The following is a 19,101-nucleotide window of genomic DNA, read 5'->3' as shown; positions in this document are numbered from 1 at the left end:
GAAGGCCCCGCACATCCTCGGATGTGCGGGGCCTTCTCGCATGCGCCCGTACGGGCGAAATCAGCTGTACGGGTGAACGCCGTACAGCCGTATCAGGTGTGCGGGAGCTCCGGGCGCCAGATCCACGGCCGCGCGTCCGGGCTCATCCCGGCGACGCACAGCCGGTGGCCGGCGTCCGTGGTCATCGCGGAGGTACCCACGGGCACGAGCTTCGCGTCGGAGCGCACGGGCTCGGAGTCGCCCGAGCCGTCGATGAGCTGTATCTCGCCGTTCACCGCCCGCCCGAGCACCATCACCGCGTCCTGCCCGCCCCGGACGGGCAGGGTGTGCGCGGAGAGCGGCCCGTAGCCCGCGAAGTCCGGCAGCTCGGCGGTGCGGATCTCCTCGGAGCCCGGCGTGAAGGTGTGGACCACCGGCTCGACGGCCGCGGGGGAGCGGTAGACGAGGGCCAGGGCGCCCTCGGGGCCGAGCGCCGCACCAGGGAGCCCGCCCGGCTGCGGCAGGCCCTTCAGGGGCGCGTAGCGGACCGGCTTGCCCGGCGCGTCCTGCGTCCAGTGGTGGACGGTGTCGCGGCCGGTGCCGAAGACGTGGACGCGCTCCTCCCCGTCCAGCACGGCGGTGAGCCCGTCCTGGATCTCCTGCCCGTGCAGGCTCTGCCACTTCCCCCAGGTGCCGTCGGCCTCGCGCACCCGGCCGGAGACGCCCTTGCCCGCGTTGCGGACGAAGAGGTGCACGCGCCCGTCGGGGGTGGCGACGGCGGCCGGCACGCCCACGCGGCGGCCGCGGTCGGGGCGCTGCTCGGGGTTGCCGAGGCCGGTCCAGGCCTTGAAGGGGCCGCCGGGGGAGCGCTGCTCCAGGACGACGATCTCGCGGGTGTCGGGGCGGCCCTGCCCGGTGAGGGCGGAGAACCGCAGGGCGAACAGCAGCCGGCGCCCCTGGGAGTCCTGCACGGCCGCGAGGGCGGGCGCGAGGGGCCCGCCGCCGAGGTTCTGCGGCTCGCTCCAGCGGCCGCTGCCGGAGGAGGTCTCCTGCCAGCGCACGGCCTGGGTGCCCAGCACGCCGAAGGCCTCCAGGCGGCCGGCCTTGTCGGTGCCCAGCGCGGTGGTGGGGCCCTGGTAGCGGTAGTGGGTGGAGCGGATCCAGCCCTTGCGGTTCTTCATGGGGCGGTCGCCGCCCTGGCCGTAGTCGCCGCAGCCGGCGGGGTTGCCGCACTCCCACGCGGGGTCGCCGCCGTACGCCTCGACCAGGCGGTGCTTCTGCTCTATGACCTCGGGCGGGAGGTTGTGCGGCCAGCGCTGGTTGTAGTACCCGCGGAAGGCCGTGGTCACGAAGCGGGGCGGGTGGCCCTCGCGCTTGGTGGTGTCGGCCACCCACTGGGAGAGCGCCTTCCAGGTGAAGAGCGCGGTCGGGGTGTGGTCGCGGTGGTCGGAGCAGGCCCCGTAGTCGTTGTCCTTGGGGTGGGTGGCGTCGTGGACCTGGTAGTCGGGGTCCGGGTCCATGGTGTGGACCACGGTGGGCCGGAACCGGTCCATGATCGTGGCGAGGGCATCCACCAGCGTGCCGTGCCGGTAGGTGCTGGAGGACGTGCACGGCGAGCCGGTGGCGACGAGCGACTGCATCTCGCCCTCGGGCCGCTCCCACAGCAGGGGCAGCCGCATCTCGCCGGCCGAGAGCATGGCGATGTTGAGGAAGATCAGCTGGGCCTTGCGCCTGCCGTTGGTGAGCTCGTTCGTCTCGGCCAGGGCGCCGCCGCCCAGGTCCAAGACGGACTTCTTCCAGGCCGTGAACCGGTCCAGGCCGATCATCTCGGCGTACGCCTGGCGCAGGCCCTGGTGGCGCGCGGAGGAGTAGGCCGCCTTGTCGGGTCTGGTCTTGGGCATGCCCTCGATCCAGTTCTGCCCCACGGCCTCACCGGCCGTGACGTAGACCGAGACGACGGGGACCCCGGCCCGCACGATGTGCTCGGCGTCGGGGCTCATGAAATACAGGTCGTCGTCGGGGTGCGCCATGACCTGCAGCAGCAGGGAGTTTCCGGCGTTGGTGAAGGACTGGGTGGCGCTGGGGTCCACAGCTCTTATGGGGTCGGGGGAGGCCTTGGGCTTCTTGCCGCCCCCTCCGCTGCACCCCGCCGCGACGGCCGCCGTGGCGGCGGCCAGGCCGGCGAGCGCGGTCCGGCGGGATATCACCATGTGCTGTGAGATGTTCAACTACATGACTCCGTCCCGTTGTGCAGCACGCGGTCCCCTGCCGCCCCGGCGTGTTAGGGGACGGCGGGGGGAGCGCGGCGGTTGCCCGGGGCCGCGGCAAACCCCGGCAAAATGCGGATTTCCCGGAGTCCGGGCAGGCGTGGAGCAGGTGACCTGCGGGACCCGAGCGGCGGTCGAGGTGTAAGAGCCATAGTGTCCCGTATGTCGGCGAGGTGGTTTGACAACTGAGCCGGTCGGGGTACCGTCTTCGGCCGCGATTGGCGCCTCTTCGGGCACGTATGGCACACTGTTCAGGTTGCTCGGTTGAGTGCCGATGCTGCGCGCCTCCCGCCGGGAGGACTGGAAGCGAGTCCCGCAGTACTCGTCGCCTCATGCTTTACATCGAAAGGTGTAGGGGCGGAAGTACGGGAATCTTCCGGGAAGTGTCAGCGGGGCCCCAGCCAGGCGCTCGGTGGGTGTCTTTCCCCCACAACCCCCTTCACCAGGGAATTTCCTTAGGGAAATCTGCTGGAAGGGGCGCGACACGCCCGACCGCGTGGGTCGGAGGTGGAGTGGGGAGAGACCGCGTTCGGAAGTGATTCCGGGCGCAGCCGGCCGAGTCCCAGAGCGTTACGAGAGACAGGACTACTGAGTAGCCATGGCGGGACAGAAGATCCGCATCCGGCTCAAGGCCTACGACCACGAGGTCATCGACTCCTCGGCGAAGAAGATCGTCGAGACGGTGACCCGCACTGGTGCGTCGGTCGCGGGCCCGGTGCCGCTGCCCACTGAGAAGAACGTGTACTGCGTCATCAAGTCGCCGCACAAGTACAAGGACTCGCGCGAGCACTTCGAGATGCGCACGCACAAGCGCCTCATCGACATCCTCGACCCCACGCCGAAGACGGTTGACTCGCTTATGCGTCTCGACCTGCCGGCGGGCGTCGACATCGAGATCAAGCTCTGAGGTGACGCGCGAGATGGCTAAGAACATTAAGGGCGTCCTGGGCGAGAAGCTCGGCATGACCCAGGTCTGGGACGAGAACAACCGGGTCGTCCCGGTGACCGTCGTCAAGGCCGGGCCCTGCGTCGTCACCCAGGTCCGCACCAACGACAGCGACGGCTACGAGTCGGTCCAGATCGCCTTCGGCGAGATCGACCCGCGCAAGGTGAACAAGCCCCTCAAGGGCCACTTCGCCAAGGCCGACGTCACCCCGCGCCGCCACCTGGTGGAGCTGCGTACCGCTGACGCCAGCGAGTACACGCTCGGCCAGGAGATCACCGCTGCCGTGTTCGAGTCGGGCGTCAAGGTCGACGTCACCGGCAAGAGCAAGGGCAAGGGCTTCGCCGGTGTCATGAAGCGCCACAACTTCCGTGGTCTCGGCGCTGGTCACGGCACGCAGCGCAAGCACCGCTCCCCCGGTTCCATCGGTGGCTGCGCCACCCCGGGCCGTGTGTTCAAGGGCCTCCGCATGGCGGGCCGTATGGGCAACGAGCGGGTCACCACCCAGAACCTGACCGTCCACGCCGTTGACGCGGAGAAGGGCCTGCTCCTGATCAAGGGCGCGGTTCCTGGTCCGAACGGCGGCCTCGTCCTGGTCCGTACCGCGGCCAAGGGGGCCTGAGGTAACGATGAGCACCATTGACATCCTTTCGCCGGCAGGCGACAAGGCCGGGACCGTCGAGCTCCCCTCGGAGATCTTCGACGCGAAGGTCAGCGTTCCGCTGATCCACCAGGTCGTCGTCGCGCAGCTGGCCGCTGCCCGTCAGGGCACGCACAAGACCAAGACCCGTGGCGAGGTCCGCGGCGGTGGCAAGAAGCCGTACCGCCAGAAGGGCACCGGTCGCGCCCGTCAGGGTTCGACCCGCGCGCCGCAGTTCGCCGGTGGTGGCGTCGTGCACGGTCCCGTGCCGCGTGACTACTCGCAGCGCACCCCGAAGAAGATGAAGGCCGCCGCCCTGCGCGGTGCCCTCTCGGACCGCGCGCGTCACTCCCGCATCCACGTCGTCTCCGACGTGGTCGAGGGTGCGGCGTCCACCAAGGCCGCCAAGAGCCTGTTCGGCAAGATCAGCGAGCGGAAGAACCTGCTCCTGGTCGTCGAGCGCGCCAACGAGGCCGCGTGGCTGTCCGCCCGCAACCTGCCCCAGGTTCACATCCTGGAGCCGGGCCAGCTGAACACGTACGACGTGCTCGTCTCCGACGACGTGGTCTTCACCCAGGCCGCCTTCGAGTCCTTCGTGTCTGGCCCCAAGGCCGTTGAGACCGAAGGGAGCGAGGCCTGATGACTGAGGCCGTCGTCACCAGCAAGACGTTCTCGGACCCGCGCGACCTCCTGGTCAAGCCGGTTGTCTCCGAGAAGAGCTACGCGCTGCTGGACGAGAACAAGTACACGTTCATCGTCGACCCGCGCGCCAACAAGACCCAGATCAAGCAGGCCGTCGAGGCGGTCTTCTCGGTCAAGGTCACCGGGGTCAACACGATCAACCGTCAGGGTAAGCGCAAGCGCACCAAGACCGGTTTCGGCAAGCGCGCCAACACCAAGCGCGCCATCGTGACCCTCGCCGAGGGCGACCGTATCGACATCTTCGGCGGCCCGGTCTCCTAACCAGGAGTCCGAGTCGTCCGGAATCGGACGAGGACTGAGAAATGGGTATCCGCAAGTACAAGCCGACGACCCCGGGCCGTCGTGGCTCCAGCGTCGCCGACTTTGTCGAGATCACGCGGTCCACGCCGGAGAAGTCGCTGGTCCGCCCGCTGCACAGCAAGGGCGGCCGTAACAACGCCGGTCGTGTGACCGTTCGCCACCAGGGCGGTGGCCACAAGCGCGCCTACCGTGTGATCGACTTCCGTCGTCACGACAAGGACGGCGTGCCGGCCAAGGTCGCTCACATCGAGTACGACCCGAACCGCACCGCTCGCATCGCGCTGCTGCACTACGCAGACGGCGAGAAGCGCTACATCATCGCCCCGGCCAAGCTGAACCAGGGCGACCGGATTGAGAACGGCCCCGGCGCCGACATCAAGCCGGGCAACAACCTCCCGCTCCGCAACATCCCGGTCGGTACCACGATCCACGCGATCGAGCTCCGTCCCGGTGGTGGCGCCAAGTTCGCCCGCTCTGCCGGTTCCTCCGTGCAGCTGCTGGCGAAGGAGGGCCAGTACGCCCACCTGCGTATGCCGTCGGGCGAGGTCCGCCTGGTCGACGTCCGCTGCCGCGCCACGGTCGGCGAGGTCGGCAACGCCGAGCAGTCGAACATCAACTGGGGCAAGGCCGGCCGCATGCGCTGGAAGGGCGTTCGCCCGACCGTCCGCGGTGTCGCGATGAACCCGGTTGACCACCCGCACGGTGGTGGTGAGGGCAAGACCTCCGGTGGTCGCCACCCGGTCTCCCCGTGGGGTCAGAAGGAGGGTCGTACTCGTTCTCCCAAGAAGGCGAGCAACAAGTACATCGTCCGCCGCCGCAAGACGAACAAGAAGCGCTAGGAGCGGGTTTAGATGCCGCGTAGTCTCAAGAAGGGACCCTTCGTCGACGGACACCTCATCAAGAAGGTGGACGCTCAGAACGAGGCTGGTACCAAGAACGTCATCAAGACCTGGTCCCGTCGCTCCATGATCGTGCCGGCCATGCTCGGCCACACGCTCGCGGTGCACAACGGCAAGACGCACGTCCCGGTGTTCGTCACCGAGTCGATGGTCGGCCACAAGCTCGGCGAGTTCTCGCCGACCCGCACCTTCCGCGGCCACGTCAAGGACGACCGCAAGTCGAAGCGCCGCTAAGCGGGGTGCGAACGACTATGACTGACACCGAAGGGACAACCATGGAAGCCAGGGCCCAGGCGCGGTACATCCGCGTCACGCCCATGAAGGCCCGCCGCGTGGTGGACCTCATCCGTGGCATGGACGCCACGGAGGCTCAGGCGGTCCTGCGTTTCGCCCCGCAGGCCGCGAGCGTGCCGGTGGGCAAGGTGCTGGACAGCGCCATTGCCAACGCCGCGCACAACTACGACCACACGGACGCTTCGTCGCTGTACATCAGCGAGGCGTTCGTGGACGAGGGCCCGACCCTGAAGCGGTTCCGTCCGCGCGCCCAGGGCCGTGCCTACCGGATCCGCAAGCGGACCAGCCACATCACCGTGGTCGTCAGCAGCAAGGAAGGAACCCGGTAATGGGCCAGAAGGTTAACCCGCACGGGTTCCGGCTCGGCATCACCACGGACTTCAAGTCCCGCTGGTACGCCGACAAGCTGTACAAGGACTACGTCAAGGAAGACGTTGCCATTCGTCGCATGATGACGAAGGGCATGGAGCGCGCCGGTATCTCGAAGGTTGAGATCGAGCGCACCCGCGACCGCGTCCGCGTTGACATCCACACCGCTCGCCCGGGCATCGTCATCGGCCGCCGCGGCGCCGAGGCCGACCGTATCCGCGGTGAGCTGGAGAAGCTGACCGGCAAGCAGGTCCAGCTGAACATCCTCGAGGTCAAGAACCCCGAGGTCGACGCTCAGCTGGTGGCCCAGGCCGTCGCCGAGCAGCTGTCCTCCCGCGTCTCCTTCCGTCGCGCCATGCGTAAGAGCATGCAGTCGACGATGAAGGCCGGCGCCAAGGGCATCAAGATCCAGTGCGGTGGCCGTCTCGGCGGCGCCGAGATGTCCCGCTCGGAGTTCTACCGCGAGGGCCGTGTGCCCCTGCACACGCTCCGCGCGAACGTCGACTACGGCTTCTTCGAGGCCAAGACCACCTTCGGTCGCATCGGCGTGAAGGTCTGGATCTACAAGGGCGACGTCAAGAACATCGCCGAGGTCCGCGCCGAGAACGCCGCTGCGCGTGCGGGCAACCGCCCGTCCCGTGGCGCCGGCGAGCGCCCGGCCCGTGGTGGCCGTGGCGGCGAGCGTGGCGGCCGCGGCCGCAAGCCGCAGCAGAACGCCGCTGCCGAGGCCCCCAAGGCCGAGGTCGCTGCCGCTGCTCCGGCTGAGTCCACCGGAACGGAGGCCTGACCGACATGCTGATCCCTCGCAGGGTCAAGCACCGCAAGCAGCACCACCCCAAGCGGAACGGCATGGCCAAGGGTGGCACCGAGCTCGCCTTCGGTGAGTACGGCATCCAGGCCCTGACCCCGGCCTACGTGACGAACCGTCAGATCGAGTCCGCTCGTATCGCCATGACGCGTCACATCAAGCGTGGCGGCAAGGTGTGGATCAACATCTACCCGGACCGTCCGCTGACCAAGAAGCCGGCCGAGACCCGCATGGGTTCCGGTAAGGGTTCTCCGGAGTGGTGGATCGCGAACGTCAAGCCCGGTCGGGTGATGTTCGAGCTGTCTTTCCCGAACGAAAAGGTCGCTAAGGAGGCGCTCACCCGCGCCGCCCACAAGCTTCCGATGAAGTGCCGCATTGTTCGGCGCGAGGCAGGTGAGTCGTGATGGCCGCTGGTATCAAGGCGACCGAGCTGCGTGAGCTGAACGACGAGGACCTCGTCGCGAAGCTCCGTGAGGCCAAGGAAGAGCTGTTCAACCTCCGCTTCCAGGCGGCGACCGGGCAGCTTGAGAACCACGGTCGGCTCAAGTCCGTCCGTAAGGACATCGCCCGGATCTACACCCTGATGCGCGAGCGTGAGCTGGGCATCGAGACGGTGGAGAGCGCCTGATGAGCGAGAAGAATGTGACTGAGACGAACGAGCGCGGTTTCCGCAAGACCCGCGAGGGTCTCGTCGTCAGCGACAAGATGGACAAGACCGTCGTCGTCGCCGTCGAGGACCGTGTCAAGCACGCGCTGTACGGCAAGGTCATCCGCCGTACGAACAAGCTCAAGGCGCACGACGAGCAGAACGCTGCCGGTGTCGGCGACCGCGTCCTCCTGATGGAGACCCGGCCGCTGTCCGCCACCAAGCGCTGGCGCGTCGTCGAGATCCTCGAGAAGGCCAAGTAGGTAATTCCCGCAAGGGAATTCCAATGCAATCTGTCTGAGGGGTTTCCCTCAGATAAGTTCCGCCAGGCTCGGCAGGGGCTCCCCGGAGCCCCTGCCGGGAACCGGCAGACGATCAGGAGATAGACGTGATCCAGCAGGAGTCGCGACTTCGGGTCGCCGACAACACTGGTGCCAAGGAGATCCTTTGCATCCGTGTTCTCGGTGGTTCGGGTCGCCGCTACGCGGGCATCGGTGACGTCATCGTCGCCACCGTCAAGGACGCGATCCCCGGTGGCAACGTGAAGAAGGGTGACGTCATCAAGGCCGTCATCGTTCGCACCGTCAAGGAGCGCCGCCGTCCGGATGGCTCGTACATCCGTTTCGACGAGAACGCCGCTGTCGTTCTCAAGAACGACGGTGACCCCCGCGGCACCCGTATCTTCGGCCCCGTGGGCCGAGAGCTGCGCGAGAAGAAGTTCATGAAGATCGTCTCGCTCGCGCCGGAGGTGCTGTAACCGATGAAGATCAAGAAGGGCGACCTGGTCCAGGTCATCACCGGTAAGGACAAGGGCAAGCAGGGCAAGGTCATCCAGGCCTTCCCCGCTGAGGACCGTGTTCTCGTCGAGGGTGTCAACCGGGTCAAGAAGCACACCAAGGCCGGCCAGACCGCCCGTGGTTCCAAGACCGGTGGCATTGTCACGACCGAGGCCCCGATCCACGTGAGCAACGTTCAGCTCATCGTGGAGAAGGACGGCAAGAAGGTCGTCACCCGCGTCGGTTACCGCTTCGACGACAACGGCAACAAGATCCGCGTTGCCAAGCGCACCGGTGAGGACATCTGATGACTGCCACCACCAACGCGCCGCGTCTCAAGCTGCGCTACCGCGAAGAGATCGTCGGCAAGCTGCGTGAGGAGTTCTCGTACGAGAACGTCATGCAGGTTCCCGGCCTCACCAAGATCGTGGTCAACATGGGTGTGGGCGACGCCGCCCGCGACTCCAAGCTGATCGAGGGCGCCATCCGCGACCTCACCACGATCACGGGCCAGAAGCCCGCCGTCACCAAGGCTCGCAAGTCCATCGCGCAGTTCAAGCTGCGTGAGGGCCAGCCGATCGGCGCCCACGTCACCCTCCGTGGTGACCGCATGTGGGAGTTCCTGGACCGCACCCTGTCGCTCGCGCTCCCGCGCATCCGCGACTTCCGTGGTCTGTCCCCGAAGCAGTTCGATGGTCGGGGCAACTACACCTTCGGTCTCACGGAGCAGGTCATGTTCCACGAGATCGACCAGGACAAGATCGACCGCGTCCGGGGTATGGACATCACCGTGGTGACCACGGCGACCAACGACGACGAGGGCCGCGCCCTCCTTCGTCACCTCGGCTTCCCGTTCAAGGAGGCGTAAGCGAGATGGCGAAGAAGTCTCTTATTGCCAAGGCTGCTCGCAAGCCCAAGTTCGGTGTGCGCGCGTACACCCGCTGCCAGCGCTGCGGCCGCCCGCACTCCGTGTACCGCAAGTTCGGCCTCTGCCGCGTGTGCCTTCGTGAGATGGCTCACCGTGGCGAGCTGCCGGGCGTGACCAAGAGCTCCTGGTAACAACCCACTTGGGTTGACCAGGGCTCTCGGTAAGCATCAAGGACGGTGGGGCCCGATCCTTCACTCGCGTAGAGTTGAAGGGTTGGGTGCCCGCCGCCCATGACCGTCTTACTACGCCGTAGGTCCCCGCGCCGCACCCGCCCCGACCCAGTTCGGGGAGAGGGATGGCGCACATAGGAAACCCCGGCGAGAGAGGCCGAAGGCCAAACATGACCATGACCGATCCGATCGCAGACATGCTGACCCGTCTGCGGAACGCGAACTCGGCTTACCACGACTCCGTGGCCATGCCCCACAGCAAGATCAAGGCGCACATCGCCGAGATCCTGCAGCAGGAGGGCTACATCGCCGGCTGGAAGGTCGAGGACGCCGAGGTCGGCAAGAGCCTCGTCATCGACCTGAAGTTCGGTCCGAACCGCGAGCGCTCGATCGCCGGGATCAAGCGCATCTCGAAGCCGGGCCTGCGTGTCTACGCAAAGTCCACCAACCTGCCGAAGGTCCTCGGCGGCCTGGGCGTGGCGATCATCTCCACGTCCCACGGTCTCCTGACCGGCCAGCAGGCCAGCAAGAAGGGCGTGGGTGGGGAAGTCCTCGCCTACGTCTGGTAACCAGGGAACGGAGGAATAGCCAATGTCGCGTATTGGACGGCTGCCCATCCAGGTTCCCGCTGGTGTGGACGTCACCATCGATGGCCGTACGGTGCACGTGAAGGGCCCCAAGGGTTCCCTCACGCACGCCGTTGCCGCGCCCATCGAGATCGCTAAGGCCGAGGACGGCACCCTTGTCGTCTCTCGTCCGAACGACGAGCGTCAGAACAAGGCCCTGCACGGCCTGTCCCGCACGCTGGTGGCGAACATGATCACCGGCGTGACCGCGGGCTACAGCAAGGCTCTTGAGATCAGCGGTGTCGGTTACCGCGTCCAGGCGAAGGGCTCCAACCTGGAGTTCTCCCTGGGCTACAGCCACCCGATCCTGATCGAGGCCCCCGAGGGCATCACCTTCAAGGTCGAGTCCCCCACCAAGCTCAGCGTCGAGGGCATCGACAAGCAGAAGGTCGGCGAGGTTGCCGCCAACATCCGCAAGCTTCGCAAGCCCGACCCCTACAAGGCCAAGGGCGTGAAGTACGCGGGTGAGGTCATCCGCCGCAAGGTCGGAAAGGCTGGTAAGTAAGCCATGGCATACGGTGTGAAGATCGCCAAGGGCGATGCTTACAAGCGCGCCGCCAAGCAGCGCCGCCACATCCGCATCCGCAAGAACATGTCGGGTACGGCCGAGCGCCCGCGTCTCGTCGTGACGCGCTCGAACCGTGGCATCACCGCTCAGGTCATCGACGACCTCAAGGGTCACACCCTGGCGTCGGCGTCCCACCTGGACGCTTCGATCCGCGGTGGCGAGGGCGACAAGAGCGCCCAGGCCAAGAAGGTCGGCGCCCTGGTGGCCGAGCGTGCCAAGGCCGCCGGCGTCGAGGCCGTCGTGTTCGACCGCGGTGGCAACCAGTACGCCGGGCGCATTGCCGCTCTGGCGGACGCCGCCCGCGAAGCCGGGCTGAAGTTCTAAGCCCCGGTTCCGGAGCTAGCGGACGTAACAGAGAGAGGTAAATCCAATGGCTGGACCCCAGCGCCGCGGAAGCGGTGCCGGTGGCGGCGAGCGGCGGGACCGGAAGGGTCGCGACGGTGGCGCTGCCGCCGAGAAGACCGCGTACGTTGAGCGCGTAGTCGCGATCAACCGCGTCGCCAAGGTTGTCAAGGGTGGTCGTCGCTTCAGCTTCACCGCGCTCGTCGTGGTGGGTGACGGTGACGGCACCGTGGGTGTCGGTTACGGCAAGGCCAAGGAAGTTCCGGCTGCCATCGCCAAGGGCGTGGAAGAGGCCAAGAAGAACTTCTTCAAGGTCCCCCGTATCCAGGGCACCATCCCGCACCCGATCCAGGGCGAGAAGGCCGCGGGCGTCGTCCTGCTCAAGCCGGCTTCCCCCGGTACCGGTGTTATCGCCGGTGGCCCGGTGCGTGCCGTGCTCGAGTGCGCCGGCGTTCACGACATCCTGTCGAAGTCGCTCGGTTCTTCGAACCCGATCAACATCGTGCACGCCACGGTGACGGCCCTCCAGGGACTCTCCCGTCCCGAGGAGATCGCCGCCCGTCGTGGCCTGCCGCTGGAGGACGTGGCTCCCGCCGCTCTGCTGCGGGCGCGTGCAGGGGCGGGTGCGTAATGGCTCGCCTCAAGGTCACGCAGGTCAAGTCCTACATCGGTAGCAAGCAGAACCACCGCGACACCCTGCGTTCGCTTGGTCTCAAGAAGATCAACGACGTGGTTGTCAAGGAGGACCGTCCCGAGATCCGCGGCATGGTGCAGACCGTCCGCCACCTCGTGACGGTTGAGGAGGTCGACTGACATGGCGGAGCAGAACCCGCTGAAGGTCCACAACCTCCGTCCTGCCCCGGGCGCCAAGACCGCCAAGACCCGTGTCGGTCGTGGTGAGGCGTCCAAGGGTAAGACCGCAGGTCGTGGTACCAAGGGCACCAAGGCCCGTTACCAGGTTCCGCAGCGCTTCGAGGGTGGGCAGATGCCCCTCCACATGCGCCTGCCGAAGCTCAAGGGCTTCAAGAACCCGTTCCGTACCGAGTTCCAGGTCGTGAACCTGGACAAGCTGGCCGCGCTCTACCCGCAGGGTGGCGAGGTCACGGTGGCCGACCTGGTCGCCAAGGGTGCGGTTCGTAAGAACCAGCTCGTCAAGGTCCTGGGCCAGGGCGAGATCTCCGTGGCGCTGCAGGTGACGGTTGACGCCGTCTCCGGCTCCGCCAAGGAGAAGATTGCCGCTGCCGGCGGCACCGTCACCGAGCTCGTCTGAGCTCGTTGAACTGACAACCGGGGATGTCCCAAAAGGGGCATCCCCGGTTGGTCGTTCCAAGGGGGGCACGGTCGCCGGTAAGGTGGCGTGCACTGTTAACCTCCGCGCGGCCTGTGTCCGCGCGGATTTTGACTGATAAGTATTCGTCGATCCTCAAGACCGTCACCTCTCGCGTGGCAACGTGAGAGGCGCAGGAGGCACCGTGCTCACCGCGTTCGCCCGGGCGTTCAAGACGCCCGACCTGCGCAAGAAGCTGCTGTTCACGCTGGGCATCATGGTGCTCTTCCGACTCGGTGCTCATGTGCCGGTGCCGGGAGTCGACTACCGCAATGTCCAGATGTGCATGGACCAGACCAAGAGTGGTCAGGGCCTCTTCGGCCTCGTGAACATGTTCAGTGGTGGCGCGCTGCTGCAGATCACGATCTTTGCGCTCGGGATCATGCCGTACATCACGGCGAGCATCATCCTGCAGCTCCTGACCGTCGTCATTCCACGGCTGGAAGCCCTCAAGAAGGAGGGGCAGTCGGGACAGGCAAAGATCACGCAGTACACGCGCTATCTGACCGTGGCTCTTGCGATCCTTCAGGGCACCGGCCTGGTCGCCACGGCCCGCAGCGGTGCCTTGTTCGGGGGCTGCACCGTCGGGAACCAGATCGTTCCCAACCAGTCGATCTTCACCACCGTCGTCATGGTCATCACCATGACCGCCGGTACCGCGCTGATCATGTGGCTCGGTGAGCTCATCACCGACCGCGGTATCGGCAACGGCATGTCGATCCTGATGTTCACCTCCATCGCCGCCGGCTTCCCGAGCTCCCTGTGGGCGATCAAGCTCCAGGGCAGCCTGATGGGCGGCTGGCTGGAGTTCTCCCTGGTCATCCTGTGCGGCCTCGCGATGGTCGCGCTCGTCGTCTTCGTCGAGCAGGCCCAGCGCCGGATCCCCGTGCAGTACGCCAAGCGCATGATCGGCCGCCGTTCCTACGGCGGTACGTCCACCTACATCCCGCTCAAGGTGAACCAGGCGGGCGTGATTCCCGTCATCTTCGCCTCGTCGCTGCTCTACATCCCGGCGCTGCTCGTGCAGTTCACCGGCTCCAAGGCGGGCTGGGCGAACTGGATCAACGCCAACCTGGTCAAGGGTGACCACCCGATCTACATGGCCACCTACTTCCTGCTGATCGTCTTCTTCGCCTTCTTCTACGTCGCCATCTCCTTCAACCCCGAAGAAGTTGCCGACAACATGAAGAAGTATGGTGGGTTCATCCCGGGCATCCGGGCAGGTCGTCCCACCGCGGAGTACCTGAGCTACGTGCTGAACCGCATCACGTGGCCGGGCTCGCTCTACCTGGGCCTGATCGCCCTGGTGCCCACGGTGGCACTGGTCACACTCAACGCGAACCAGAACTTCCCGTTCGGGGGAACCAGCATCCTGATCATCGTGGGTGTCGGTCTGGAGACTGTGAAGCAGATCGAGAGCCAGCTTCAGCAGCGCAACTACGAAGGGTTCCTCCGCTGATGCGAATCGTCCTCGTCGGGCCGCCCGGCGCCGGCAAGGGTACGCAGGCCGCGTACCTCGCCAAGAACCTCGCGATCCCGCACATCTCGACGGGCGACCTTTTCCGGGCGAACATCAGCCAGGGCACGCCCCTGGGCCAGAAGGCCCAGGAGTACATGCGGGCCGGCCAGCTCGTGCCGGACGAGGTCACCATCGGCATGGCCAAGGACCGCATGGACAAGCCGGACGCCGCCGACGGCTTCCTGCTCGACGGCTTCCCGCGCAACCTGGCCCAGGCCGAGGCGCTGGACACCATCCTCAAGGCCGACGGTCTCAAGCTCGACGCCGTCCTGGACCTGGAGGTCCCGGAGGACGAGGTCGTCAAGCGGATCGCCGGCCGCCGGATGTGCCGCAAGGACAGCAGCCACATCTTCCACGTGATCTACAACCCCCCGAAGACCGAGGGTGTGTGCGACGCGTGCGGTGGCGAGCTGTACCAGCGCGAGGACGACAGCGAGGAGACCGTCCGCCGCCGGCTGGAGGTCTACCACAGCGAGACCGAGCCGATCATCGACTACTACAAGGCCCAGGGCCTCGTGGTGACGATCTCGGCCCTCGGCAAGGTCGTCGAGGTGACGGAGCGGGCGATGGCCGCGCTGGAGCGCGAAGCCGCCTGACATGGCCTGTGCCACGGCCGCGGTGCCCTTCGGGGCACCGCGGCCGTAGTGTTTGTTTGAGCATTTGGACCGCAAGACCCAGGAAGGCATCCCATGGTCGAGATCAAGACCGCCGAGCAGATCGCGAAGATGCGCGAGGCCGGCCTGGTCGTCGCCGCCGTGCACGCGGCCACCCGGGAGGCGGCCGTGCCCGGTGCCACGACCAAGGACCTGGACGACGTCGCCCGCAAGGTGATCGCCGAGCACGGCGCGAAGTCGAACTTCCTCGGGTACGGCGGCTTCCCCGCCACCATCTGCACCTCGGTGAACGAGGTCGTCGTCCACGGCATCCCGGATGCGAAGACCGTCCTCAAGGACGGCGACATCATCTCCATCGACGCCGGCGCCATCATCGACGGCTGGCACGGTGACGCGGCCTTCACGGCCTTCGTGGGCACCGGTCACGCTCCGGAGCTGCTGGAGCTCTCCCGGGTGACCGAGGAGTCCATGTGGGCCGGCATCGCCGCCGTGAAGAACGGCAACCGCCTGGTGGACATCTCCCGGGCCATCGAGACCTACATCCGCCGCCAGCCCCGCCCGGCCTCCGGGAAGTACGGGATCATCGAGGACTACGGCGGCCACGGCATCGGCTCCGAGATGCACATGGACCCGCACCTGCTGAACTACGTCTCGCGCAAGCGCGGCAAGGGCCCCAAGCTCGTCCCGGGCTTCTGCATCGCCATCGAGCCCATGGTGAGCCTCGGCACGGCCCGTACGCACGTCCTGGAGGACGACTGGACGGTCCTCACGGACGACATGTCCTGGTCCTCCCACTGGGAACACTCCGTCGCCCTGACGGAGGAAGGCCCGCTGGTCCTGACAGCGGTCGACGGGGGCAAGGCGAAGCTGGCGGAATACGGGGTCACCGCGGCTCCGGACCCGCTCGCCTGACCTCCGCTTAAGGATCACTGCGGCTGGGCAGTCACCCCTGGATTAGTCTTTCGGGTTGCCCTGACGTAGACTGACGCGTCGGCTCTCGTGTATCCGCATGCCTTCGTACCGATGGCACGCACATACGAGAGTTGATCAAGGTAGCCGATTCGAAAGGCGAAGCGTGGCCAAGAAGCAAGGTGCCATCGAGATCGAGGGCACCGTGATCGAGTCTCTGCCGAACGCAATGTTCAAGGTGGAGCTCCAGAACGGTCACAAGGTCCTCGCGCACATCAGCGGCAAGATGCGGATGCACTACATCCGCATCCTTCCGGATGACCGGGTCGTCGTGGAGCTCTCTCCCTACGACCTGACGCGTGGCCGGATCGTCTACCGCTACAAGTAGATCTTGTCGGCGTCCCGCTCGTACGGGGCGACGGCACTGACCCGGAGAACCTCACACCCATGAAGGTCAAGCCGAGCGTCAAGAAGATCTGCGACAAGTGCAAGGTGATCCGCCGCCACGGCCGGGTCATGGTCATCTGCGACAACCTGCGCCACAAGCAGCGCCAGGGCTGACGCAGAACCTGCACTTCGCAGTTTCTTCGCGCGACGCGAGCAAAAACGTACATACGCAGAACCCGTCCAGTGCTCACTGGCGATACCTCCGGCGGGGGCCGGGGACCCGGAACGTACCTAGTACGGCGGCCGGGATCGGTTCTGTGTCAGACCCCCGAGAACATCTGGAGCCATTGAATGGCACGCGTTTCCGGTGTTGACATCCCGCGCGACAAGCGCGTGGAGGTTGCACTCACCTACGTCTTCGGTATCGGCCGCACCCAGTCGCAGGCGACTCTCGCCGCCACCGGTGTGAACCCGAACACCCGCGTTCGTGACCTTCCCGAAGAGGACCTGGTCAAGATCCGCGAGTACGTGGACGCCAACCTCAAGACCGAGGGTGACCTCCGTCGCGAGATCCAGGCCGACATCCGCCGCAAGGTCGAGATCGGCTGCTACCAGGGTCTGCGTCACCGTCGCGGCCTGCCGGTCCACGGTCAGCGCACCAGCACGAACGCTCGTACCCGCAAGGGCCCGCGTCGCGCCATCGCCGGCAAGAAGAAGCCGGGCAAGAAGTAGTCCACAGCGGACGCTGCGGTGCTCCGGGGGGTAACCCCCGGGTCGGCCGCATTCCAGCGGTCTTCGCTGTAGGACCGACCACCTCCCTCCATCAGGAGTAAGACATGCCCCCCAAGGGTCGTCAGGGCGCTGCCAAGAAGGTGCGCCGCAAGGAAAAGAAGAACGTCGCTCACGGCCACGCGCACATCAAGAGCACGTTCAACAACACGATCGTGTCCATCACGGACCCGACCGGCAACGTGATCTCCTGGGCCTCCGCCGGCCACGTCGGCTTCAAGGGCTCGCGCAAGTCCACCCCGTTCGCCGCGCAGATGGCCGCCGAGTCCGCCGCGCGTCGTGCGCAGGAGCACGGCATGCGTAAGGTCGACGTCTTCGTCAAGGGCCCGGGTTCCGGTCGTGAGACCGCCATCCGTTCGCTCCAGGCGACCGGTCTCGAGGTCGGCTCCATCCAGGACGTCACCCCGACCCCGCACAACGGCTGCCGTCCGCCGAAGCGCCGCCGCGTCTGACGCTGCGCCGTTCGCACGGTTGCTGCCTTGAGAGTGTGGGCGGTACGGCTCCTCGGAGGCGTGCCGCCCGTACCCTTGTAGTACCTCAGGACATCAAATAGTGGGTGTCCATGACTGAAGGATTCATCGCATGCTGATCGCTCAGCGCCCCTCGCTGACCGAAGAGGTCGTCGACGAGTTCCGCTCCCGGTTCGTGATCGAGCCGCTGGAGCCGGGCTTCGGCTACACCCTCGGCAACTCCCTGCGCCGTACGCTCCTCTCCTCGATCCCGGGTGCGGCGGTCACGTCCATCCGCATCGACGGTGTCCTGCACGAGTTCACCACCGTGCCGGGCGTCAAGGAGGACGTCACCGACCTCATCCTGAACATCAAGCAGCTGGTCGTCTCCTCGGAGCACGACGAGCCGGTCGTGATGTACCTGCGCAAGCAGGGCCCGGGTCTGGTCACCGCCGCCGACATCGCCCCGCCGGCCGGTGTCGAGGTGCACAACCCCGACCTGGTCCTGGCGACCCTGAACGCCAAGGGCAAGCTGGAGATGGAGCTGACCGTCGAGCGCGGTCGCGGCTACGTCTCCGCCGTCCAGAACAAGCAGGTGGGCCAGGAGATCGGCCGTATCCCGGTCGACTCCATCTACTCGCCGGTCCTCAAGGTCACCTACAAGGTCGAGGCGACCCGAGTCGAGCAGCGCACCGACTTCGACAAGCTGATCGTCGACGTCGAGACCAAGCAGGCCATGCGCCCGCGCGACGCCATGGCGTCCGCCGGTAAGACCCTGGTCGAGCTGTTCGGTCTGGCCCGCGAGCTCAACATCGACGCCGAGGGCATCGACATGGGCCCGTCCCCGACGGACGCCGCCCTGGCCGCCGACCTGGCGCTGCCGATCGAGGAGCTCGAGCTCACGGTCCGCTCGTACAACTGCCTCAAGCGCGAGGGCATCCACTCCGTGGGTGAGCTCGTCGCCCGCTCCGAGGCCGACCTGCTCGACATCCGCAACTTCGGTGCGAAGTCGATCGACGAGGTCAAGGCGAAGCTGGCCGGCATGGGCCTGGCCCTCAAGGACAGCCCGCCCGGATTCGACCCGACCGCTGCCGCGGACGCCTTCGGCGCGGACGATGACGCGGACGCCGGGTTCGTCGAGACCGAGCAGTACTAAGAGCCGTCCGGCAGGATTGTTCTTTGGCTGCGGGTCCGCTTCGGCTGGTCGCGCAGTTCCCCGCGCCCCTTACGGGGCGCGGCCCTTCCGGGGCGTGCCCCGGATCTCCGACGGGCGACCGCCCGCTCGGATACTGACCTCGGTACCTCATACGGCCGGGGCAGACACCTAGGAGAAACACCATGCCGCGTCCCACCAAGGGTGCCCGTCTGGGCGGCGGTGCCGCGCACGAGAAGCTGATGCTGGCGAACCTCGCCAAGTCGCTCTTCGAGCACGGCCGCATCACGACGACCGAGGCCAAGGCCCGCCGCCTGCGTCCGGTCGCCGAGCGCCTGATCACCAAGGCGAAGAAGGGCGACATCCACAACCGTCGCCAGGTGCTGCAGACGATCACGGACAAGGGCATCGTGCACGTGCTCTTCACCGAGATCGCTCCGCGCTTCGCCGAGCGTCCGGGTGGCTACACCCGTATCACCAAGATCGGCAACCGTCGTGGCGACAACGCCCCGATGGCCGTGATCGAGCTGGTCGAGGGCGAGATCGCCAAGAAGGCGACCGTCGCCGAGGCCGAGGCCGCCACCAAGCGTGCGGTCAAGGAGTCCGAGGCTGCTGCCGAGGCTCCGGCCGAGGAGTCGAAGGACGCCTGACACCGCTGATGCGTGTCAGTGACGGGCCCGCCCCTTTTCCGGGGGCG

31 protein-coding genes are annotated in these 19,101 nt (G+C 66.8%); 30 read left to right on the top strand and 1 reads right to left on the bottom strand.

What is annotated here, in order from left to right:
- Nucleotides 1-92: 92 nt before the first annotated feature.
- Entirely contained in the window at nucleotides 93-2,207 is a 2,115-nt protein-coding gene (locus FGW37_RS14095) for a PIG-L family deacetylase (protein WP_246430387.1), read from the bottom strand.
- A gap of 637 nt (nucleotides 2,208-2,844) precedes the next feature.
- Here FGW37_RS14095 and rpsJ point away from each other — a divergent pair.
- The 30 genes from rpsJ to rplQ all read left to right on the top strand — a co-directional run bounded on the left by rpsJ (nucleotide 2,845) and on the right by rplQ (nucleotide 19,054).
- Entirely contained in the window at nucleotides 2,845-3,153 is a 309-nt protein-coding gene (gene rpsJ, locus FGW37_RS14090; protein WP_003948644.1) for a 30S ribosomal protein S10, read from the top strand.
- Nucleotides 3,154-3,166: 13 nt separating this feature from the next.
- Nucleotides 3,167-3,811, top strand: coding sequence for a 50S ribosomal protein L3 (gene rplC, locus FGW37_RS14085; protein WP_030368416.1), 645 nt, complete (start codon nucleotides 3,167-3,169; stop codon nucleotides 3,809-3,811).
- 7 nt (nucleotides 3,812-3,818) lie between these two features.
- Complete coding sequence (rplD, locus tag FGW37_RS14080; RefSeq protein ID WP_179081377.1) at nucleotides 3,819-4,469, top strand: 50S ribosomal protein L4; 651 nt, start codon at nucleotides 3,819-3,821, stop codon at nucleotides 4,467-4,469.
- Nucleotides 4,469-4,792, top strand: coding sequence for a 50S ribosomal protein L23 (rplW, locus tag FGW37_RS14075; protein WP_058046827.1), 324 nt, complete (start codon nucleotides 4,469-4,471; stop codon nucleotides 4,790-4,792). The genes rplD and rplW overlap by 1 nt, the downstream gene beginning before the upstream one ends.
- 41 nt (nucleotides 4,793-4,833) lie before the next feature.
- The gene (gene rplB, locus FGW37_RS14070) at nucleotides 4,834-5,670 is read left to right on the top strand and encodes a 50S ribosomal protein L2 (protein ID WP_120756560.1); all 837 of its coding nucleotides are present in this window, start codon (nucleotides 4,834-4,836) and stop codon (nucleotides 5,668-5,670) included.
- Nucleotides 5,671-5,682: 12 nt separating this feature from the next.
- Complete coding sequence (gene rpsS, locus FGW37_RS14065) at nucleotides 5,683-5,964, top strand: 30S ribosomal protein S19 (protein WP_004950443.1); 282 nt, start codon at nucleotides 5,683-5,685, stop codon at nucleotides 5,962-5,964.
- A gap of 41 nt (nucleotides 5,965-6,005) precedes the next feature.
- Nucleotides 6,006-6,353, top strand: coding sequence for a 50S ribosomal protein L22 (rplV, locus tag FGW37_RS14060; protein ID WP_031012097.1), 348 nt, complete (start codon nucleotides 6,006-6,008; stop codon nucleotides 6,351-6,353).
- Nucleotides 6,353-7,180, top strand: coding sequence for a 30S ribosomal protein S3 (rpsC, locus tag FGW37_RS14055; protein ID WP_179081376.1), 828 nt, complete (start codon nucleotides 6,353-6,355; stop codon nucleotides 7,178-7,180). The genes rplV and rpsC overlap by 1 nt, the downstream gene beginning before the upstream one ends.
- A 5-nt stretch (nucleotides 7,181-7,185) precedes the next feature.
- Nucleotides 7,186-7,605, top strand: coding sequence for a 50S ribosomal protein L16 (gene rplP / locus FGW37_RS14050; RefSeq protein WP_030368409.1), 420 nt, complete (start codon nucleotides 7,186-7,188; stop codon nucleotides 7,603-7,605).
- Entirely contained in the window at nucleotides 7,605-7,829 is a 225-nt protein-coding gene (gene rpmC / locus FGW37_RS14045) for a 50S ribosomal protein L29 (protein WP_030368408.1), read from the top strand. Before rplP ends, rpmC begins: the two co-directional genes overlap by 1 nt.
- Complete coding sequence (gene rpsQ / locus FGW37_RS14040; RefSeq protein ID WP_019888756.1) at nucleotides 7,829-8,110, top strand: 30S ribosomal protein S17; 282 nt, start codon at nucleotides 7,829-7,831, stop codon at nucleotides 8,108-8,110. The genes rpmC and rpsQ overlap by 1 nt, the downstream gene beginning before the upstream one ends.
- Before the next feature lie 125 nt (nucleotides 8,111-8,235).
- The gene (gene rplN, locus FGW37_RS14035; RefSeq protein ID WP_030368406.1) at nucleotides 8,236-8,604 is read left to right on the top strand and encodes a 50S ribosomal protein L14; all 369 of its coding nucleotides are present in this window, start codon (nucleotides 8,236-8,238) and stop codon (nucleotides 8,602-8,604) included.
- Between the two features lie 3 nt (nucleotides 8,605-8,607).
- Nucleotides 8,608-8,931, top strand: a complete 324-nt coding sequence (gene rplX, locus FGW37_RS14030) for a 50S ribosomal protein L24 (RefSeq protein WP_058046823.1) — start codon at nucleotides 8,608-8,610, stop codon at nucleotides 8,929-8,931.
- The gene (gene rplE / locus FGW37_RS14025; RefSeq protein WP_030368404.1) at nucleotides 8,931-9,491 is read left to right on the top strand and encodes a 50S ribosomal protein L5; all 561 of its coding nucleotides are present in this window, start codon (nucleotides 8,931-8,933) and stop codon (nucleotides 9,489-9,491) included. The genes rplX and rplE overlap by 1 nt, the downstream gene beginning before the upstream one ends.
- A 5-nt stretch (nucleotides 9,492-9,496) precedes the next feature.
- Nucleotides 9,497-9,682 carry a type Z 30S ribosomal protein S14 gene (locus tag FGW37_RS14020; RefSeq protein WP_030368403.1) on the top strand — a complete coding sequence of 62 codons (186 nt, stop codon included), beginning with the start codon at nucleotides 9,497-9,499 and terminating at the stop codon, nucleotides 9,680-9,682.
- Nucleotides 9,683-9,891: 209 nt separating this feature from the next.
- Nucleotides 9,892-10,290: a 30S ribosomal protein S8 gene (gene rpsH, locus FGW37_RS14015; protein ID WP_058046822.1), complete on the top strand. Its 399-nt coding sequence runs from the start codon at nucleotides 9,892-9,894 to the stop codon at nucleotides 10,288-10,290.
- Between the two features lie 22 nt (nucleotides 10,291-10,312).
- Complete coding sequence (gene rplF / locus FGW37_RS14010; RefSeq protein ID WP_030368401.1) at nucleotides 10,313-10,852, top strand: 50S ribosomal protein L6; 540 nt, start codon at nucleotides 10,313-10,315, stop codon at nucleotides 10,850-10,852.
- Nucleotides 10,853-10,855: 3 nt separating this feature from the next.
- Nucleotides 10,856-11,239, top strand: a complete 384-nt coding sequence (rplR, locus tag FGW37_RS14005; protein WP_179081375.1) for a 50S ribosomal protein L18 — start codon at nucleotides 10,856-10,858, stop codon at nucleotides 11,237-11,239.
- Between the two features lie 46 nt (nucleotides 11,240-11,285).
- On the top strand, nucleotides 11,286-11,888 hold the full coding sequence (gene rpsE / locus FGW37_RS14000; protein ID WP_030368399.1) for a 30S ribosomal protein S5: 603 nt from the start codon (nucleotides 11,286-11,288) through the stop codon (nucleotides 11,886-11,888).
- Nucleotides 11,888-12,070: a 50S ribosomal protein L30 gene (rpmD, locus tag FGW37_RS13995; protein ID WP_058046820.1), complete on the top strand. Its 183-nt coding sequence runs from the start codon at nucleotides 11,888-11,890 to the stop codon at nucleotides 12,068-12,070. The genes rpsE and rpmD overlap by 1 nt, the downstream gene beginning before the upstream one ends.
- 1 nt (nucleotide 12,071) lies before the next feature.
- Nucleotides 12,072-12,527, top strand: a complete 456-nt coding sequence (gene rplO, locus FGW37_RS13990) for a 50S ribosomal protein L15 (RefSeq protein ID WP_030368397.1) — start codon at nucleotides 12,072-12,074, stop codon at nucleotides 12,525-12,527.
- Nucleotides 12,528-12,729: 202 nt separating this feature from the next.
- Nucleotides 12,730-14,043 (top strand): preprotein translocase subunit SecY, encoded by a 1,314-nt coding sequence (gene secY / locus FGW37_RS13985; protein ID WP_058046819.1) that lies wholly within the window; start codon nucleotides 12,730-12,732, stop codon nucleotides 14,041-14,043.
- Nucleotides 14,043-14,699 carry an adenylate kinase gene (locus FGW37_RS13980; protein WP_179081374.1) on the top strand — a complete coding sequence of 219 codons (657 nt, stop codon included), beginning with the start codon at nucleotides 14,043-14,045 and terminating at the stop codon, nucleotides 14,697-14,699. The genes secY and FGW37_RS13980 overlap by 1 nt, the downstream gene beginning before the upstream one ends.
- Nucleotides 14,700-14,792: 93 nt before the next feature.
- Complete coding sequence (gene map / locus FGW37_RS13975) at nucleotides 14,793-15,629, top strand: type I methionyl aminopeptidase (RefSeq protein ID WP_179081373.1); 837 nt, start codon at nucleotides 14,793-14,795, stop codon at nucleotides 15,627-15,629.
- Nucleotides 15,630-15,792: 163 nt separating this feature from the next.
- A complete protein-coding gene (gene infA / locus FGW37_RS13970) occupies nucleotides 15,793-16,014 on the top strand; it encodes a translation initiation factor IF-1 (protein ID WP_003956442.1) in 222 nt (73 codons plus the stop codon).
- A 59-nt stretch (nucleotides 16,015-16,073) separates the two neighbouring features.
- Nucleotides 16,074-16,187: a 50S ribosomal protein L36 gene (gene rpmJ, locus FGW37_RS13965; protein ID WP_003956441.1), complete on the top strand. Its 114-nt coding sequence runs from the start codon at nucleotides 16,074-16,076 to the stop codon at nucleotides 16,185-16,187.
- Between the two features lie 177 nt (nucleotides 16,188-16,364).
- On the top strand, nucleotides 16,365-16,745 hold the full coding sequence (gene rpsM / locus FGW37_RS13960) for a 30S ribosomal protein S13 (RefSeq protein WP_030368393.1): 381 nt from the start codon (nucleotides 16,365-16,367) through the stop codon (nucleotides 16,743-16,745).
- Nucleotides 16,746-16,849: 104 nt separating this feature from the next.
- Nucleotides 16,850-17,254 (top strand): 30S ribosomal protein S11, encoded by a 405-nt coding sequence (rpsK, locus tag FGW37_RS13955; protein ID WP_003948617.1) that lies wholly within the window; start codon nucleotides 16,850-16,852, stop codon nucleotides 17,252-17,254.
- Nucleotides 17,255-17,384: 130 nt separating this feature from the next.
- The gene (locus tag FGW37_RS13950) at nucleotides 17,385-18,407 is read left to right on the top strand and encodes a DNA-directed RNA polymerase subunit alpha (RefSeq protein ID WP_004946635.1); all 1,023 of its coding nucleotides are present in this window, start codon (nucleotides 17,385-17,387) and stop codon (nucleotides 18,405-18,407) included.
- Between the two features lie 182 nt (nucleotides 18,408-18,589).
- On the top strand, nucleotides 18,590-19,054 hold the full coding sequence (gene rplQ / locus FGW37_RS13945) for a 50S ribosomal protein L17 (RefSeq protein WP_030368392.1): 465 nt from the start codon (nucleotides 18,590-18,592) through the stop codon (nucleotides 19,052-19,054).
- The last annotated feature ends 47 nt before the right edge of the window (nucleotides 19,055-19,101 follow it).

It is taken from the genome of Streptomyces rectiverticillatus (assembly GCF_013394065.1).
Taxonomy (GTDB): domain Bacteria; phylum Actinomycetota; class Actinomycetes; order Streptomycetales; family Streptomycetaceae; genus Streptomyces; species Streptomyces rectiverticillatus.
The sequence above is the reverse complement of the archived record's forward strand: the minus strand, read 5'-3'. Positions and strand labels throughout refer to the sequence as shown.